The organism is Tamlana carrageenivorans (assembly GCF_002893765.1).
GTDB lineage: Bacteria > Bacteroidota > Bacteroidia > Flavobacteriales > Flavobacteriaceae > Pseudotamlana > Pseudotamlana carrageenivorans.
In genome coordinates, this window is the sequence record NZ_CP025938.1 from 3,247,446 (window position 1) to 3,264,586 (window position 17,141).

General features: G+C 34.5%; 19 protein-coding genes. 6 read left to right on the forward strand and 13 right to left on the reverse strand.

All coding sequences use genetic code 11. The features are described from left to right. Nucleotides 1-35: 35 nt before the first annotated feature. Complete coding sequence (locus C1A40_RS14285) at nt 36-1,232, reverse strand: IS256 family transposase (protein WP_102996478.1); 1,197 nt, start codon at nt 1,230-1,232, stop codon at nt 36-38. Between the two features lie 203 nt (nt 1,233-1,435). Beyond that, nucleotides 1,436-2,365 (reverse strand): IS1595 family transposase, encoded by a 930-nt coding sequence (locus C1A40_RS14290; protein ID WP_102995081.1) that lies wholly within the window; start codon nt 2,363-2,365, stop codon nt 1,436-1,438. 59 nt (nt 2,366-2,424) lie between these two features. On the opposite strand from C1A40_RS14290, the gene C1A40_RS18560 reads away from it, so the two are divergent. Genes C1A40_RS18560 through C1A40_RS14305 form a run of 4 tightly spaced genes read left to right on the forward strand, consistent with a single transcriptional unit; the run spans nt 2,425 to nt 5,159 of the window. Then, on the forward strand, nt 2,425-3,090 hold the full coding sequence (locus tag C1A40_RS18560) for a helix-turn-helix domain-containing protein (RefSeq protein ID WP_241910427.1): 666 nt from the start codon (nt 2,425-2,427) through the stop codon (nt 3,088-3,090). 58 nt (nt 3,091-3,148) lie between these two features. Next, nucleotides 3,149-3,979 (forward strand): Mu transposase domain-containing protein, encoded by an 831-nt coding sequence (locus tag C1A40_RS18565; protein ID WP_241910428.1) that lies wholly within the window; start codon nt 3,149-3,151, stop codon nt 3,977-3,979. A 37-nt stretch (nt 3,980-4,016) separates the two neighbouring features. Next, on the forward strand, nt 4,017-4,757 hold the full coding sequence (istB, locus tag C1A40_RS14300; protein WP_102995426.1) for an IS21-like element helper ATPase IstB: 741 nt from the start codon (nt 4,017-4,019) through the stop codon (nt 4,755-4,757). Between the two features lie 33 nt (nt 4,758-4,790). Further along, the gene (locus tag C1A40_RS14305) at nt 4,791-5,159 is read left to right on the forward strand and encodes a DUF1810 domain-containing protein (protein ID WP_241910429.1); all 369 of its coding nucleotides are present in this window, start codon (nt 4,791-4,793) and stop codon (nt 5,157-5,159) included. Between the two features lie 296 nt (nt 5,160-5,455). Here the strand turns inward: C1A40_RS14305 and C1A40_RS14310 are convergent, their stop codons facing one another. The 4 genes from C1A40_RS14310 to C1A40_RS14325 form a co-directional block, all read right to left on the reverse strand. Beyond that, nucleotides 5,456-5,992 carry a lipid-binding SYLF domain-containing protein gene (locus C1A40_RS14310; RefSeq protein WP_102996480.1) on the reverse strand — a complete coding sequence of 179 codons (537 nt, stop codon included), beginning with the start codon at nt 5,990-5,992 and terminating at the stop codon, nt 5,456-5,458. A 188-nt stretch (nt 5,993-6,180) separates the two neighbouring features. Next, nucleotides 6,181-7,287 (reverse strand): Fic family protein, encoded by a 1,107-nt coding sequence (locus C1A40_RS14315; RefSeq protein WP_102996481.1) that lies wholly within the window; start codon nt 7,285-7,287, stop codon nt 6,181-6,183. Between the two features lie 288 nt (nt 7,288-7,575). Continuing rightward, complete coding sequence (locus tag C1A40_RS14320) at nt 7,576-8,913, reverse strand: exonuclease domain-containing protein (protein WP_102996482.1); 1,338 nt, start codon at nt 8,911-8,913, stop codon at nt 7,576-7,578. Next, nucleotides 8,910-9,683 carry an XRE family transcriptional regulator gene (locus C1A40_RS14325; protein WP_102996483.1) on the reverse strand — a complete coding sequence of 258 codons (774 nt, stop codon included), beginning with the start codon at nt 9,681-9,683 and terminating at the stop codon, nt 8,910-8,912. The genes C1A40_RS14320 and C1A40_RS14325 overlap by 4 nt, the downstream gene beginning before the upstream one ends. A 152-nt stretch (nt 9,684-9,835) precedes the next feature. Here C1A40_RS14325 and C1A40_RS14330 point away from each other — a divergent pair, with 152 nt between their 5' ends. Continuing rightward, nucleotides 9,836-10,639, forward strand: coding sequence for an SDR family oxidoreductase (locus tag C1A40_RS14330; protein ID WP_102996484.1), 804 nt, complete (start codon nt 9,836-9,838; stop codon nt 10,637-10,639). A gap of 390 nt (nt 10,640-11,029) precedes the next feature. On the opposite strand, the gene C1A40_RS14335 is transcribed toward C1A40_RS14330, so the two are convergent. Continuing rightward, nucleotides 11,030-11,722, reverse strand: coding sequence for a hypothetical protein (locus C1A40_RS14335; RefSeq protein ID WP_102996485.1), 693 nt, complete (start codon nt 11,720-11,722; stop codon nt 11,030-11,032). A gap of 538 nt (nt 11,723-12,260) precedes the next feature. Here C1A40_RS14335 and C1A40_RS14340 point away from each other — a divergent pair. Continuing rightward, the gene (locus C1A40_RS14340; RefSeq protein WP_102996486.1) at nt 12,261-13,502 is read left to right on the forward strand and encodes a T9SS type A sorting domain-containing protein; all 1,242 of its coding nucleotides are present in this window, start codon (nt 12,261-12,263) and stop codon (nt 13,500-13,502) included. A 233-nt stretch (nt 13,503-13,735) separates the two neighbouring features. Here C1A40_RS14340 and C1A40_RS18820 read toward each other — a convergent pair whose 3' ends face one another. From C1A40_RS18820 to C1A40_RS14370, 6 genes are all read right to left on the reverse strand, one after another. Then, complete coding sequence (locus tag C1A40_RS18820; RefSeq protein ID WP_199287784.1) at nt 13,736-13,933, reverse strand: DUF4372 domain-containing protein; 198 nt, start codon at nt 13,931-13,933, stop codon at nt 13,736-13,738. A 7-nt stretch (nt 13,934-13,940) separates the two neighbouring features. Beyond that, a complete protein-coding gene (locus C1A40_RS14350; RefSeq protein ID WP_102996487.1) occupies nt 13,941-14,270 on the reverse strand; it encodes a DUF4372 domain-containing protein in 330 nt (109 codons plus the stop codon). A 304-nt stretch (nt 14,271-14,574) separates the two neighbouring features. After that, complete coding sequence (locus C1A40_RS14355) at nt 14,575-15,567, reverse strand: PliI family lysozyme inhibitor of I-type lysozyme (protein ID WP_102996488.1); 993 nt, start codon at nt 15,565-15,567, stop codon at nt 14,575-14,577. A 61-nt stretch (nt 15,568-15,628) separates the two neighbouring features. Beyond that, the gene (locus tag C1A40_RS14360; RefSeq protein WP_102996489.1) at nt 15,629-15,907 is read right to left on the reverse strand and encodes a hypothetical protein; all 279 of its coding nucleotides are present in this window, start codon (nt 15,905-15,907) and stop codon (nt 15,629-15,631) included. A 9-nt stretch (nt 15,908-15,916) separates the two neighbouring features. After that, nucleotides 15,917-16,195 (reverse strand): hypothetical protein, encoded by a 279-nt coding sequence (locus C1A40_RS14365; protein WP_158651378.1) that lies wholly within the window; start codon nt 16,193-16,195, stop codon nt 15,917-15,919. A gap of 37 nt (nt 16,196-16,232) precedes the next feature. Then, nucleotides 16,233-16,724 carry a transposase gene (locus tag C1A40_RS14370; protein WP_102996491.1) on the reverse strand — a complete coding sequence of 164 codons (492 nt, stop codon included), beginning with the start codon at nt 16,722-16,724 and terminating at the stop codon, nt 16,233-16,235. Nucleotides 16,725-17,141 lie beyond the last annotated feature (417 nt).

Here is a 17,141-nt window from a genome sequence, read left to right on the forward strand (position 1 = left end):
AAGTGTGTAAGTTATAAATCGAGGGTTTAGCTTTTTTAAAGTTGAACCCTTTTTTCAAATATAGTTAAAAACTGGTTTAAAATAATGCCCCAGTTCCTAATAGGCATCGACCATTTTTTGGTAGCCTCTCTAAGGGCTAAAAAAGTGGACTTCATAACAGCCTCATCTGTTGGGAATGAGAGCTTGTTTTTAGTGTGCTTTCTGATTTTTCCATTAAGGTTTTCAATAAGGTTGGTAGTGTAAATGATTTTTCTAATTTCAACAGGAAATTCATAAAAAGCAGTAAGCTCATCCCAGTTTTCTCTCCAGCTTTTAATAGCATAAGAGTACTTGTGTTCCCATTTCTGAGCAAAGTCCTCTAGAGCAGCTTTTGCTGCGTTTTTGGTGGGTGCATCATAGATATTCTTCATGTCTTTTGCAAATTCCTTCTTGTCTTTCCAAACAACATAGCGACAAGCGTTACGAATCTGATGTACCACGCAAATTTGGGTTTTAGATTCAGGAAAAACATTTTTAATGGTGTCGGTGAAACCGTTAAGATTATCTGTGGCCGTGATAAGCAAATCCTGAACGCCTCTGGCTTTCATATCGGTTAGTACACTCATCCAAAAGGCTGCCGATTCATTCTTACCCAGCCAAAGTCCTAAGACTTCCTTTTTACCATCTCTACGGAGTCCTACGGCGATGTACATGGTTTTGTTAATGACTTTAGAGTTCTCCCGAACCTTAAATACAATACCATCCATCCAAGTAATTAAATATACGGGCTCCAGGGGTCTGTTTTGCCAAGCAATAATATCATTGGTAACTTTATCTGTGATACGTGATATGGTAGATGTAGATACATCAAAATCGTAAACTTCTCGGATTTGCTCTTCAATATCAGAATTACTCATACCCTTGGCATAAAGGCTGATAATGACGTTTTCTATGCCGTCAACCATGTTTGTGCGTTTAGGAACCAGCATAGGGTTAAAAGAAGCTTCTCGGTCTCTGGGAACTTTAATATTAGTCTCTCCTAAAGCTGTTTTTATCCTTTTAGATCCATAGCCGTTACGGGTATTGCTATTATTGGATTGCTGATGTTTCTCATAGTCTAAATGAGCGTCAAGTTCTCCTTCTAGCATCTTTTCAATACCTCGCTTTTGGATGGATTTTAGAAAGGAGGTTAGTTCGTCTCCTGTTTTGAACTGTTTTAAAAAATCGTCGTTTAGAAAATCTTCTTTCTTCATAAGTGTGTAAATTTTAAAATTAAACAAAAAATATCGAGGGTTGCAACCCTCGATATTTTTTGTTTACACACTTTATGAGATACTGCCTACTGTGCCGTTGATTTCGGTTTAAATTGTGCCACACGGAAATTGAGTTAGCTAAAAACGGTTTGATTTGTGCCAATGTTTCCGTTTCGATTTGTGCCACTTTAAGAGGCGATTTCCTAGGTAACGGCAATTCTTGGTTCTTGTTGAATAATTCTAGTTATTAGAAGACTAAATAAATCCTCTTCTCTATTATTGAACTTGAAGGCGATTTCATCTAAATAGCTCTGTAAATGTTCAGGGCTTACTCGGTGATACTGACCCACAATAGCCCTTTTGATTGTTGTCCAGAAAGAATCCAATCTAGAAGTATTATATTTTCCTAATGACATTATGTTTTTTGAATGATTGAGCTTAACATGTTTTGCATGTGTCTTATGAAGCATTCTATAAGCTCCAAAACCATCTGTAACTACCTCGCTTGCTGTATCAATGTGCTTGTTTAGCAATGGTCTAATGGTTTTTGCATCAGCCTTATCAATCACTATAACTTTCACTAACCCTTCCCGCTGCATCATCCCAAGAACGGGCTTTTTGTGTTCCATTCCTCCAGGATAAATACCGAGTTCCTTTTTATAAGACTTACGCATATTAGTCATGCTTCCTCCAACATAGCTCTCATCTACCTCGACAATACCCTTTAATAGATCATCTGAATCAGAATACATAGCTTCTCGTATGCGTTTTTGCATATACCATGCTGTATTTTTGTTAACATTAATATCACGAGCAAGTTGTAGTGAAGAAATCCTTTTTTTAGCATTAACAATTAAAAATATTGCTGCAAACCATTTGGGTAATGGTAATTTTGAAGCGTGCATTATAGTGTCTACCGTAACGCTAAAAGAACTATTACAGTCCCTGCACAAATGTCTATTTGAATTTTTTCGATTATGAATATGCATGCTTCCACAATGAGTGCAAACAGGCCCATTAGGCCAACGAATAGACTCAAGGTGCTCTATACACGCTTTCTGAGTACCAAAACGTGAGACGATTGAAAGTATTGATTCTTGTTCCATTTCTCTAAGATATATATTTTTTGCCATATTCTAGGAAATCGCCCTTTAAGAGATCAAGTAATTACCTTATTGCTCTAAAAAGCGATATGGCCAACACACTTGATCCAATGGACCTAAAACAAATTATCAACTTAAAACAAGATGGTTATAGTAACCGTCAAATTGGAGCCACACTTGGCATTTGCCGCAACACTATAAATAGCTATATACACCTATTTAAAGGTAGTGGTTATAGTTTTAAGGAGTTATTAAAGCTAGACAACCACACCCTAGAAAAGCTCTTTACATCTCATACAACCATAAATAACAAACGCTATGATGAATTGATGCTTTATTTTGAAAGTATTAATAAGGCTCGAAACCACCCAGGATTTACTTTTTTGTACCACTACACAGAATATAGTCAAAAGGTTAAAGACCCTTATAGTTACACTCAATTCATGGAGCATTACCATCGTAAATATGCCAAGATCAAGGGGTCTATGAAACTTGAACACGAGGCAGGGAAAGAGATGTTCGTGGACTTTGCTGGAAAAAAACTTCAGATAGTAGACAAAATCACAGGCGAGATACTTCCAGTAGAGGTCTTTGTTGCCATGCTCCCTAACAGTCAGTATACCTATGTTGAGGCTTGTATGAGCCAAAAGCGTGAAGATTTTATAAGTTGTTGCGAAAACGCCCTTCATTTCTACGGGGGGAGTACCCAAGGCCATCGTATCAGACAATCTAAAATCAGTCGTTACCAGATCTAGTAGATACGAAGCTCAGGTTAACCGTAGTTTTAAAGACTTTGCCCGCCATTACAACTGCGTGGTCAATCCAACGCGTAGTTACTCCCCTCAAGATAAAGCGCTGGTGGAAAACGCGGTGCATCTAGCTTATCAACGGATTTATTATCCCCTTCGGGAAATGACCTTTTTTTCTTTAGCAGATCTAAACAAAGAGATAAAACTTCTGCTAGAGTGCTACAACAACCTATTATTCCAACGCAAAGAAGCTAGTCGTCTGGAGCTCTTCCAAAGCGTCGAACGAGAGTATCTAAAACCCTTAAGCAGTACACGCTACGAGATAAAAGAATATAGAAGAGCTAAGGTTCAGAAAATAGGCTATATCTATTTTTCACCAGATAAGACTTACTACAGCGTTCCATATCGTTACATTGGCAAGGAAACCACGCTACACTATACCAAAGGCATGGTAGAGGTGTATTATAATCAACAGCGCATAGCTATACACCAACGTAGCGGTTCCAAAGGCGCATACATAACCAACAAGGATCACCTTAGTAGTTCTCATAAACAATACAGCCAGTGGAGTCCGCAATACTTTAAGAACAAGGCAGCTGTCCATGGTAGTTATGTTGCAGCATGTGTCGAGCGGATTATTGCTGCGTTGGATTATCCTGAAACAGGGTATAAAAGAGCTATGGGCGTTATACAACTCCATAAGTCTTATGGCTCCCAAAGGTTAGATAATGCTTGCAAAAGAGCCATACAGGCTGATGCTGTAAGCTACAACAGGATAACCAACATACTGAAGAATAATCTAGATCAAAGCTCCTTATTCCTACAAGAAGAAACAGACCGAGGTTCTCATATCCCCAAGCATGCGAACATCCGTGGGGCATCCAATTATAAGTAAAAACAACACGAAAAAATCACTTAAATTTTATACATATATGAATACAAATCACACCATCGAAAAACTCAGAAAAATGAGATTAACAGCTATGGCTGAACTCCATCACAACCACCTTAGTGATAACCGAATAGAGTGTCTTACGCCAGATCAATATCTAGCATTGCTTACCGATCACCAATGGGAAGACCTTCAGAATAGAAAGATAAAAAGGCTTACAACGCAAGCAGCCTTTAAGCAGGGAGCTACACTTACAGATATTAATTACCTGCACAACAGAAGCTTGGACAGAAATATGTTCGAGCGTTTGGCTACTCTAGATTTTGTACAAAAAAAGGAAAACTTGATTATCACAGGATCCTCTGGAGTGGGTAAAAGTTATATAGCTCAGGCATTGGGACATCAAGCTTGTATGATGAATAAAAGAACCCTATACACAAATACTGCTAGACTGATGAAACGATTAAAACTAAGTAAAGTAGATGGCACTTACCTTAAAGAACTTGCAAAACTATTAAAAGTAGATCTGCTTATCCTTGATGATTTTGGTTTACAGAGCTTCGACAATCAGAACAGAGAGGCGCTTATGGACATAATCGATGAAAGACATGATAAAAAAGCAACGATTGTAGCTTCACAAATACCTGTATCCGCTTGGTACGATATTATCGGCGAAAGCACTATCGCTGATGCGATACTAGATCGTATTGTAAATTCATCGCATAGGATAAACCTTACTGGAGAATCCTTGAGAAAAGGTAAGTTGAAAGAACAGTATTAATTAAATTTAACTATTATTGTATGATCTCTTAAAGTGGCACGGTTTGACCGAAATACGTGGCATGGTCACTCCGAAATAGCCATGTGGTATATTTTTCCTCAATACACGGGGTTAGGTTATAGCGATATTTCAAAATTTTATTCAATCCAAAATTTAGATGAAGCAAGAGCATATTTAAATCATCCTATTTTAGGTTCAAGATTAAAAGAGATTAGTAAAGAGCTCTATTTAAGTAATGAAAATAATGCAAAAAAAATATTTGGCAGTCCCGATGATTTAAAGCTAAAGTCGAGCATGACATTATTTTCATTTATTGATACTTCAGAAGAAATGCTATTTAAAAAGGTGATTGATAAGTATTTCAATGGTGAATTTGATAATAATACGCTTCAGTTGTTATAGAAAGATACGATCTTAAAATCTTTGCAAGTAAAAGTATCAGGGTTAGGTTATTTATTGCGTCATTCTGTTTTCATAAATAGCTAAAAATTGATTTGTATAACTCGCCAATTCCTGATTAGCAAGATCCCTTTCTTTAAGGCTTTTACGAAGTGTTAGAAAAACAGATTTCAAAAAGGTTTTATTGTTGGTAATGAGAATCACAAAAGCAATTTACACAGGTTTTCTTGACTTAAATAATTAAAAAAAGAGCCGAATAAAATTTTTAAACGGCTCATGCTTTTTAAAAAGGAGTGTAATTATTTAAACGGATGAAATTTAAATTTTTGAGCGCCTACAGAGGCTTCTGCCATTAATCCAGCTTTGGAATGGGTAAAAACAGCTACGCCTTTTTCGTATTTCAGATCTAAGCTTTTGCCTTCATGTAAAGCCACAGCAGAAACACCGGCGTCAAATTCAAAGTATCCTTCTTTAAATTTTTCAACATCGGCTTTATGTTCGAAAAAAATCACTTCTATCAAGGCTTGGCCTCCAGCTTGAAACCCTATGTTTAATTCTTTTAAAGCAGCCATACCTTGTCTTTTATTATCTTGATATAATACGCCATTTCCTGAAGCACCTCCAACAATAAGTCCGCCCTTACCTACGTTGGGGAAAACGACATATCCAGCCGAATTTTTGAAATAATGGCGTATACCTGGATTAACTTCCAATAAGGTTTTTGCTGCTTGATCGGCTTCTTTAATTACTTTTTGGTCTTTTTTACTTTGAGTATTTGCTACCAAAGGCATACTACAAATTAGTAAAAATAAACATACTTGTTTTATTGCTTTCATAATGTATTTGAATTTAGTTAAACAAATAAGTTATTAAAAATGTTAATTAACTGAAAATTAAAACGATAAGAAGACTTTTTTAACGGCTAAGTAATTATTTAAACTAGATTTTTAAAAGAATCGATCGGTTACGAAAATGTTATCGGTTGTACAGGTTTTTGTAAATCCAAACCCTATATGGACATTGTTTAATAAGATATGTTTAAATCATAATGAACATTACGTCCAGAGCCACTAACAATTAAAGCCTGTTTTTCGATTAAATCCTGTAAATCACGAGTAGCAGTTGCTTTTGATGTTTTGGTAATCGACATGTATTTTTTAGCAGTCATACCTCCTTTAAAACCTTCAATACCACTATCTAACATTTTTGTTATGACCTTTTGTTGACGCTCATTTAATTTAGGATTTATTCGGTCTAAAAATTTAACCTTTTCTAAAGTGAAGCCTATAGTAGTTTTGGTTTGTTTTTGAGCGTTTAGTATGATTTGCAAGAAATAATAGATCCATTCTGAAACATCTAATGATTTTTGAGCCGTTTTAAGCGCGTTATAATATGCCGATTTATCTTTTTCTATTGAAGTTGAAATACTCAAAATTAAAGGTCTTCCTAATGATTCTGAAAGACATTTTTCGGCAATAGCACGACCTATACGTCCATTTCCATCTTCAAATGGATGTATAGACTCAAAATACAGATGCGCAATAGCTGTTTTAATTAAGCTTTCTTTTACATTATTTTCATGTATAGTATATGTATTATACCACTGAACAAATTGTTTCATTTCAGAAGGCACTTTATAAGAAGGAGGAGCCTCATAATGAACGCTTTCTTTTCCATAGCTTCCAGAAACAATAACCATAGGGTCTGATCCTGTTCTGTATGCACTATTTTTTATAAATCGATCATTAACAAATAAGATGTCATGCCAATTTTCAATAAGGTTTTCACTTAATGGAGTGGCGTAATTTTCACGGACTTCCACCATTAATTCTGCAATACCTTTAGCATTTACATCTCTTATATTGTCGGATATAGAGTGAATTCCCAAGCGTTTTTTAATAGAAGACATTACATCTTGACGACTATGAAATTCACCTTCAATTTCAGAAGTTTTTATGGCTTCATTAATCATGAATTGCAGTATGGCTTCTTGTTGGTTTTCTTTTGTTAAACCTTCTATTAGCCCTTTTACTTCTCCTGTTTCTAAAGCAAAATTTAAAACAATTTCTTCAATTCTAGAAGTATCGTAAATAAAATTAGGCCAGTTTTTATGTTGCCAATTATACTGCATGAGCTATTAAAATATCTTTATTGGCTCAAATATAAGGAAAAAATGAGCCGATTAACCTATTTAATCGGCTCAAAACTATAATGAGTAATCCTTTTTTACCGAGTATTTAACCTAGAACAAGTGTGAAATCAACAAAAACCAGGAGCTTGTTTGTCTTTTTAACCATAAATTGAAGTTGTAAAATAAATTTGGCTTTTCATATTGTAATCCGGCAATAATTAAATCGAAAAGTATGTTATTGAAGAGGGATTTGAAAAGATAAACGACTTAAACTATTAATGCTTTTAACTAAATACTCAGCAATGTAGGTTGCAGTATTCTTTGAACATCAACATTATCATTCTGCTGAATTAAAAAAGGCTCTAAATCTTCTGTAGTCATCATTTGTTCTTCTTTATCTATAAACCCATAACCACAATACAAGCTATCTTTTATCATGATAAAAGCGTTTTCATTTTCATGTCTGCCTTGTTGTTTTAAGATCATATTTTTTGAGTTGGTTTTAGAGAATTCTATAGCTTGTTTGACACGAATATTATAGAGTGCTACCGATTCTGTTTGTCTACAAACACCTTTACAGGATTGAACTTGGTAATTAGAACATTCTTGAAGACCTTCTTGTAAATGACAGTATTTAGGACATAAATTAAACTGTTTACACAGCTTTTCTAAATATTGCTGACATGTTTTTACGCTATACAGGATTTGAAAAGGAGAGGGGGCTGCTTTTAGGACGTTAAATGCTAAATGTATAATGCCATTGCGGTCTTGATAACTAAAGATGCCGTAGGCTTTTGGAGCCCGTTTTAATACTTGATTGTACTTAGGATTGTATTCTTTTATGGCAGCATCTTCCATAAGCAAAGCAATGGTTTCACTTCCAGAAAGTTCAAAATCTATATCAACCGTTTCTTGTGTTAAAAGCACTTCTTTTTCTGCTTTGCTATTAAAATGCTTTAAAACTTGTTTTTGAATGTCGGTAGCATGACCTACATAAATAACAGTGCCTTTTTTGTCTTTAAAATAATAAACCCCGATGGCTTTTGGTAATTGATTATAAGTTTCTGCTTTCAGGTTTTTAGGTAACTTTTTTTCTTTAGCGTCTTTTTTAAGAAACAACTGAATGACATCTTGAGCATCTGGTTGCTCTAATAATTTTTGAAAAAGAATTACGGTAGCTTCTACATCGCCTTTGGCTCGGTGTCTGCCGTGTATAGGGATATTTAAATCCTGACAAATTTCACCTAAACTATACGATTTATGGCCGGGTATAAGTTTTCGAGACAGTCTTACTGTACATAGTTTTTTTCGGTTGAAAGTGATACCAAGGGCTTTAAACTCGTTTCTTATTACGTTGTAGTCAAAACTCACATTATGAGCTATAAACACCGCCTGTTGTGTGATAGCTAAGATATTTTCAGCAATTTCATGAAATTTAGGCGCTTTAGACACCATATAATCATCGATTCCTGTTAAATCTGTAATATAATCTGGAATTAATGTTTCTGGATTAACAAGGCTTGTAAATTTATCAACTAAAACAGCATCGTCATATCTAAAAATGGAGATTTCAGTAACCTTATTACTGGGTCCCGTAGTTTCTACGTCAATTACGGTATAAATCATTTTACTAATTGTTCTAAAGCTTTGAGCTCAATGCCCAGTTCGGTAAACATATTGATGATACTACTTAGCTTGAGTTCTTCTTCACTATATTCTTGGGTGTTAATGCTACAGGTGTATTCCCAGATTTCTAAAACTTCATCCATAGGAATGCTGTAATCATTGTATTTCTTGTTGTCGGACATTAATAAAAGGGAGTTGTTAAAGTCGATGTTATTCATAACACGCTTATACACCATGCCATCATTTAATGTAACTAAAACGTAGGTTCGTCCTGTTTTTATATCATTTCTATCTTCTATAAAACGCCCAATAACAAAAGAACCATCTTTCATAGGCAACATAGAATCTCCTTTTATAGGAAAGGCTCTGTGTTTACCGGTAGGTAGAAAAGGCAATTTTATTTTTTGTAACTGCTCAATATATTCGGGGTCATCATAACCGGCTAAATACCCCGCCGAAGCTTTAATAGGAACGACTTCAATTAAATTTTCGTTGTCGCTATCTATGGTTATGGGAAATAATACACGCTGATTTCCTACTTCGATAAAAGAAGCGTCTGTAGCCTTGGTTAAATCATTACGTAATAAAATATCTATGGGTAATTTAAAATAATCAGACAGCAGTATAAGCATATCAATGCTTGGTGCCGAACGGCCTTCCTCATAAGACCCAATACGCGATCGTGTAACCTTCAGTTCATCTGCAAGGACTTCTTGAGATAACTTTTTTAGGGTACGTAAATGTTTTATGTTTTTAGCTATTATTTTCATGATGCTACAAATATAAGTAATTATTACTTTATTTTGTAGCTGTTTTTTTGTGTCTATAAAAAATATTTTAAATTGAATTTATGCTACCCATTCAAACGAAGAGGCGCCTTAAATAATTATTGTACTTTTACGACCTTAAATTTTAAAATTTCATGTCGAAAGTTGTTTTAATCACTGGAGGATCTTCAGGAATAGGGAAATCTATAGGAACGTTTTTAAATACTAAAGGTTATATTGTTTATGGTACCAGTAGAAATCCGCAACATTATAAAGATAGCCCGTTTCCTATTCTTACACTTGATGTTAAAGATGGTGAAACTATAATGAAAACTGTTCAAGACGTTATTAATAAGGAAGGCAGATTAGATGTGGTTATCAACAACGCTGGTACTGGTATTACAGGACCTATAGAGGAAATTCCAGACACTGAAATTAAAAATAATTTTGAAACGAATTTTTTCGGACCCCTAAAAGTGATTAAAGCGGTGTTGCCACAAATGAGAAAGCAAAACGCTGGATTAATTATTAACATCACCTCAATAGCTGGTTATATGGGTTTGCCGTACCGAGGTGTTTATAGCGCGAGTAAAGGCGCTTTAGAGCTTATTACCGAGGCTTATCGTATGGAGCTGAAAAACTTCAATATAAAAATGACCAATGTGGCTCCTGGCGATTTTGCTACCAATATTGCTGCAGGACGTTATCATGCTCCCTTGTTAGATGATTCGCCTTATTATAAAACTTATAAGGATACTTTAGAGTTGATGAATACACATGTTGATCACGGGAGTAACCCTAACATGATGGCCGAAGCGGTTTGTAAAATTATTGAAACCAATAATCCTAAAGTGCACTATAAAGTAGGGGCGTTTATGCAGAAATTCTCTATTGTTTTAAAGCGTATTTTACCAGATACGGTTTATGAAAAACTTTTAATGAATCATTATAAGCTTTAAGTGGGCGTTTGAATTTTGATTCAAGAACTAACTCTTGATATAGCAGCAAACTTGGCGGCTTATTTTTGGAAAATCATTCCCAAACGCCATTTTAGTTATAGGCTGTTCTCATGTTAAGAAATTAGCATGGCACGTTTTACAAGAAATAAGGATAAAGTAGAGGCGGGAAGCTATTGATTTAGAAAATGATGTTATTGAGGATGCCAGAAATATAGACTTCTTTCTATTTAGATTAACCCCAATTTTTGCGTAGCTCCACAACTATTGTTACTATTTCCAATCTGTGTTCGCTTTTGTGTTCCAAAACAAGAAATCCGAATTAATTAAGTATAAAAAAACGGTTTAGCAAACACTAAACCGTTGGTAATCCAATTGATAAATTGGTGTTTTTTATTTGGCAAATTTTAAGCTACCACTTTTAGTAGCAAAAATATAGATACTACCACTTTTTAATGTATTAAGACTAATTTGATTAGAGATAATACCTTTAGAAATTAATTTTCCGGTTAAATTATAAATCGCATAGTCTCCACTTATTTTGCTATCAACTACTAAAGCATCAGTACTAGCATTGTAGTAAGCTGATAGTTTGTCTTTGTTAAAGTTGTTGGTAGATAAAGTAGACTGATCAAAATGGATAGTTACCGCTTCGTTTCCAGTAGCAGAACCTCCATTTAATGTCAACACTATAAATTCAGAAACCGTTTGGCTACCACCAGTAAAAGTAAAATCAGAAGGCACAGTTACATTAAGAGTAACGGTACCCGATTGAACCGTACGACCAGCAAGGTTAATAAAGGTGTTGGTTGAACTAGAAGTATCTCCAAAAGCGCCTACAAATGCATTTAATTCAGCAGTAGTTTTCGCTGCATCAATAGATACGGCACTACCTGCTAAATCAGGTCCACCTGTAAAACCAACTTCAAAATTGCCATCGATGCCAGTTAAAGCTATTTCCAATGAAATAGTTTGACCTTGATAGAATTCTGTTCCAATAGTACCTAAATTGTTTAGGCTAATAGTTTGAGCAAATGTTACTGTGTTAATAACTAAAGCAACAAGTAATAAAGTAATTTTTTTCATAAGAATTTAAGTTTAGAATTATTAGTTCTTAAAACTACTGCTTAGTTCTGGTTTAGAAATAATAAGCAACTAGACTTAAACTGCACAATATTGATTTTCATTAATTAATTAATTAATTAATTAATATTTTGAAGTGACTTTTATGAAAAGGTTTTTGTTTCCTATTTATAAAAACCAAATGTGTTTTGACTTAGTTTTAAATCAAACTTTCAAGCGTCCTTATTTTGGTTTTTATTCCCGGTCTAGCTCATGCATTGTTTTTTTAATGAATACGGTGTTTCTGTAGTGATCGATAATTTTTACTTAAAAAAGATGAAACCACCGTTATTAAAGAGGTGTGAGTATTTAATTTTTCGATTTTTTATTGAAGATTTGACAAAACAGATAATGAGTTTGTGTCAAGTTTTTATCGCGTATTAAAATTTGCTTTTAGAAATAAAAATGCACTGTACAGTTTTAGTCAAGTTTATATTCATGCGAATAATAATGTTTAACTATAAATTTAGGACAGAGAATACTAACTAAATTATTTACCATTATGAAAAAAACATTACTACTATTATTACTTCCCTTAGGTGTATTAGGTCAAGTTAACCACCCAGTAACAAATGGGGATTTTGAAACATCAACGGGAGGTGTTCCTGATAGCTGGACAGCGGGATTAGGAACTTTAACAGTTGGCGATGCTTATGCTGGTGCTAATGGGGCCTTGCTAACCAGTTCTTCGGGTAGTCCGAATAACAATATTATAAACGATGAGACTTATAGTTTAACGGTAGGGTTACCAACTTATTTAACGGCTTGGGTTAAGCCTACAGCTAACAATGATAGATCTGCCTTAAGATTAATGCAATCCGACGGGACTACCAACTTAATTGGAGGACAAGCTGTAGTGTGGAATAATGCAGAATATATCGATACATGGAATAAAATAATGATGATCCAGTATACGCCTGCATCAGACATTGATGTGAAAGTTCGACTTGATAATCCTATAGCAAACGATATTATTAATTATGATGATGTTCAACTGGTTCAAAACCCATTAACTGTAAATGGCGATATGGAGATTCAGTTTTTGTCCAATAGTGCAACAACGCCTTACACACAGGTATATCAAAAGAATCAAATCAATCCTATTTCTAAAGTAACTACCAATTTTAGAAGTGGAAGACATGCCCTAATGTGTAATACGGTAGGAGCTACTGCAACATTTAATCAAGGTCCAGCCTATCGACATGTAAGAGAAGAAGCAGCTATGGATTATAAAGGCTCTATTTGGGTACAATTAGATGCGGCTTCCCCTGCGGCAGATTTTTTTGCTGAATTATGGGTAGACAATGCTAAAGTAGCTACTGGTGCCATAACTACAATTGACTATGCTACAGAATCGGGATGGGTAGAAATAGAATCACCCACTTATACCTCTGATGATACTGGAGGAGGTAGTGTTTATTTGAGGTTAGTCTGTAATAACAGTGGAACAGATAGAGCGGTTTTTTATGTTGATGACTACATACTTAATAAAGCACCAGCTAACAGTTTAATTACAGCTTCTAACGATTTTATTAAAAACAATTTTACAGTTTCTAAAACTGGCGTTAGCTTAAAATCTCTATCAGGAAATGTACAGGTATTTGATTTGTTAGGAAGACGCTTAGCGTCAAAGCAAGTAAGAGCTCAAGAAACTTTAGATTTTAATTTTGAAGAAGGAACCTTTTATATTGTAAAAGTTTCTGCAAAAGAAGGAACAGCTTCGAGAAAAGTTGGTTTTAATTAACAGATATAAAAATCTATACTTAAAGGCTGTATAATAATTTTATGCAGCCTTATTTTTTTGGAATTAACCATATGGCAACGAGACGTTTTTAGTCTTTGAAGTCCACTTTTTTAGCCCTTAGAAAGGCTACCAAAAAATGGTCGATGCCTATTAGGAACTGGGGCATTATTTTAAACGAGTTTTTAACTATATTTGAAAAAAGGGTTCTACTTTAAAAAAGCTAAACCCTCGATTTATAACTTACACACTTTACGGGATAGTGTGTGGAAACTGCTCGTTTTTCCTGACAAACCAAGCATTGCTCCTGATATTTCTCTAAGCGAAGTACACTTTGAAAACGAACAAAAAAGCATACTTATCAAATGATCTTTGGTCGTAAATCGCTTAGTATAACGGTCTGAATCACGTTTTTTAACTTCTTTTCTTATCATCGAATCATCAATTAAAGAAATCAGCTGTCCGAAAACAGATTTGCTGGAAAAATAGGTGCTTTTGCTCTGACAAGGTACTGCGTTTTGGAAAGTCCGTGAGTCCTAGATGGTTGATCTTTCCCTTGCAGGCAAGCATAATACTGGAAACCTCACGAAGTGAGCTACAGTCACTGATCACGGTAAATACCATAGTAGCCAAATGCTCATAGGTGATAAACTTTTTGGTATAGCGATCGCTGTTGTGCTTTTTGGCTGTACGATGAACATCTTTGGGCAAAATGAAATTTAATACCTGTTTGATTATGGGTTGTCCGCTAAAGTTCTTACTTTTATTCATATCTTGGATGTGTGATAACTTCAAGATACAAAATAAGCGGGAAATCCTATCTTGGAAATCCCGCTTTTAAAATCTTTCATTGGACACTAATGAAAAAGAATAGTTAAAACTTATGTTTTAGGTGATATTTTCACGTTTGTTGGTATGACGCACAACGGTCTCGGCTATGAGTATTTGCGTGAGTTAGCACTAAACCTTGCAAGTACATACCAAGTTGAAAACTCTGCAGGAATTTTCAGGGTAGGCGAGAACAAGCAATTACTTATAGCCAGTGTTGGCAATAGTTTTTATTCAATAACTATTATTAATATTCACTAATTTTATCTATTACAAATAATCTAGATGCTTCACCGTCTTTAAGTTTGTATTCGATTTGGCGAGTACCTCCGGTTGGGTTATTATTAGTATCTCCATCATTGTAAATAGGAAACCTTCTTGCTAAAGTGGTTTCTATAATGGCAAATTCATCGTGTCCCATATATCCACTGCTAGCTTCTTTGTTATCAAATAAGTCAGGGAAGTAAATTTTACTCATTGATTTTCTATTATTCACGGAATAACCAATGACGTTTCCATAACTACCACTTCCTGCTGAAACGATGTAAATCAAGATTTCTGGAGATCCATCCGAATTTAAATCTTCAATTTCTGCATTGGTAACTTGTCCTTCTATTTCAAGAGTTTTTTTTTGATTATCTATTTCCAAACCTTCTGGTTGAATGGAAAGCTGTTGAATAGATCCTTCTCCACTCGCTTTTATTTCAAATGTTATGTTCTGTAAGCTCAAGGTTTTTTGAAAAACAAATTTTTGTTCTTCTTTGACAGTTTCCTCTTTAATAAACTTGAATTTTTTTAAATCCTCATTCCATTCCCAGTATTTACGAATATCTTCTATCTCTCCTGATGGTGATTGAGCGACTGCAACTGTTACAAGAATTTGACTTTCCTTTTTTGAATCAATATAAGTTCCATTACCTCCCCATTCCTTGTCTTCAGGCAGAGAATAAACAATGCCATCTCGAATGTCAACCATAACCCCAGTCACACAACCAGATCCACAACCCCAAGTTGTAATTACATAATAGGAAGCAAAATTCACCTCAAGTTCATTATACTTTTCGGTGATTACAGTTCTATAGCCTTCAGCTATTGGGTTACTCTTAAAAACGATATCGGCCTTCCCTTTGATTTCAGAATTCACAGGGATATCACTACTTGATTCTGCATTGGTTTTAGTCTTGTCTTGACAAGAAACTAGAGAGATTGCCAATAAAATTAATAATACTAATTTTCTCATATTTAAAATTTTTACTTTATGATAAGTTGATATGAAGTTAAGTATAAGGCTTTTCTTCTGGTTATTTTTTCATCTCATCCACCAAATATACAATTATTCTGGTTAAATCATCTTCTCTAGTCTTCATATCATCAGATGAGATTTCATTTATATACCATCCCTCATCCATCCAATATTTTAATGCATCATTTTCAAATAAGTATCTAGCATATATTTGTTCTGAATACCATATTTTTCCTTGGTTCAAATAATAGGTAAATTTACCACTAAATTCTCCCGAATCATCCGTAACTCCGTGCTCAACTTTTATGGGTATTCCATTTTGACACCAAATATCCACGGGAGTATTTTAAACTTCATTTAAAGTCAATGATTTATATTTTTTTTCAAATTCAGGTAATCGCTCATTTATCTTTCCTAATACGCCTTCAATTTTAATTTTTCTTTCGGAGGGTGTCAAATCGGTTTCTATAATTGGAAATTCTATGCTTGCTGATGTTTTATTCTGTTCAGATTCCAATTCTGTAGGTGCTGCTTTTTCTTTTGTTATTTTATTTTCAGGCTCATTTTTGCATGAGTCAAAAATGAGTAGAGAAAGGATTAAAATCAATGCAGTGGATGCTTTCATTTTTATCATATTTAATCTCGACTAACGTCAAATTTAGTTATTGAAAATCAATAGTTTGTGAAATCAAATTTTTCAGGCTTAATATCAAATATACTGATTTTTTTTTAAATTCTTTTAACCAGTCCCATTTTTTTTTTTTTTTTTGATCATGGAATAAATATTGAGTAGGAGGGATATAAGGTTGTTTTTTTGTGACCATATTCCAAATAATAACTGCTAGTTTTCTTGCTGTTGCGCTAATAGCTACTTGTCTACCTTTTTTAAAAGCGATTTTTCTAAAGAAATTGGATAAATGAGTATCTTTTAAATTTCCGATAGCATTTGCAGCTTGCCTAAGTGCTGTTTTTATTCGATTACTTCCTTTTGGCGTGCGATGACTAAGGACTTTTCCTCCAGATATTTTATTGTTGGGAGCAAGTCGCATCCAGGAGGTGAAATGTTTTGCCGAGGGAAATTTATAAAAGTCTTCTGGTCCAATCTCGCTAATTATAGTTAGCAGTGTTGCGTGACTTACACCTTCAATTTCCATTAAGTGGCTAACACGGTTCAATTTGTGCCAGTGATTTCGGAATCATTGTGCCACTTATTGCGGTTCGATTTATGCCACACGGAAATTATTTAAACCAAAAACGGTTTGATTTGTGCCAAAGTTTCCGTTTCGATTTGTGCCACTTTAAGAGATCAAGTAATTACCTTATTGCTCTAAAAAGCGATATGGCCAACACACTTGATCCGTTAGCGCGGACTTGTACCTTAAATCCGTAGGTTGTAGTATTTTGCTTAGCTGTAATGATTTTTAGTAGTATTTCTCATTTTTTCAGGTGTTAATTGTTTGAAGTTTTTAAGGTTCTTGTGTTTGTGTTTGATCTGTTTGCTTACACAAGGAAGCTACTGTATATAGGATAGCCCCAACTTTGTTGGGGTTTAATTTTTTTTACATTAAACT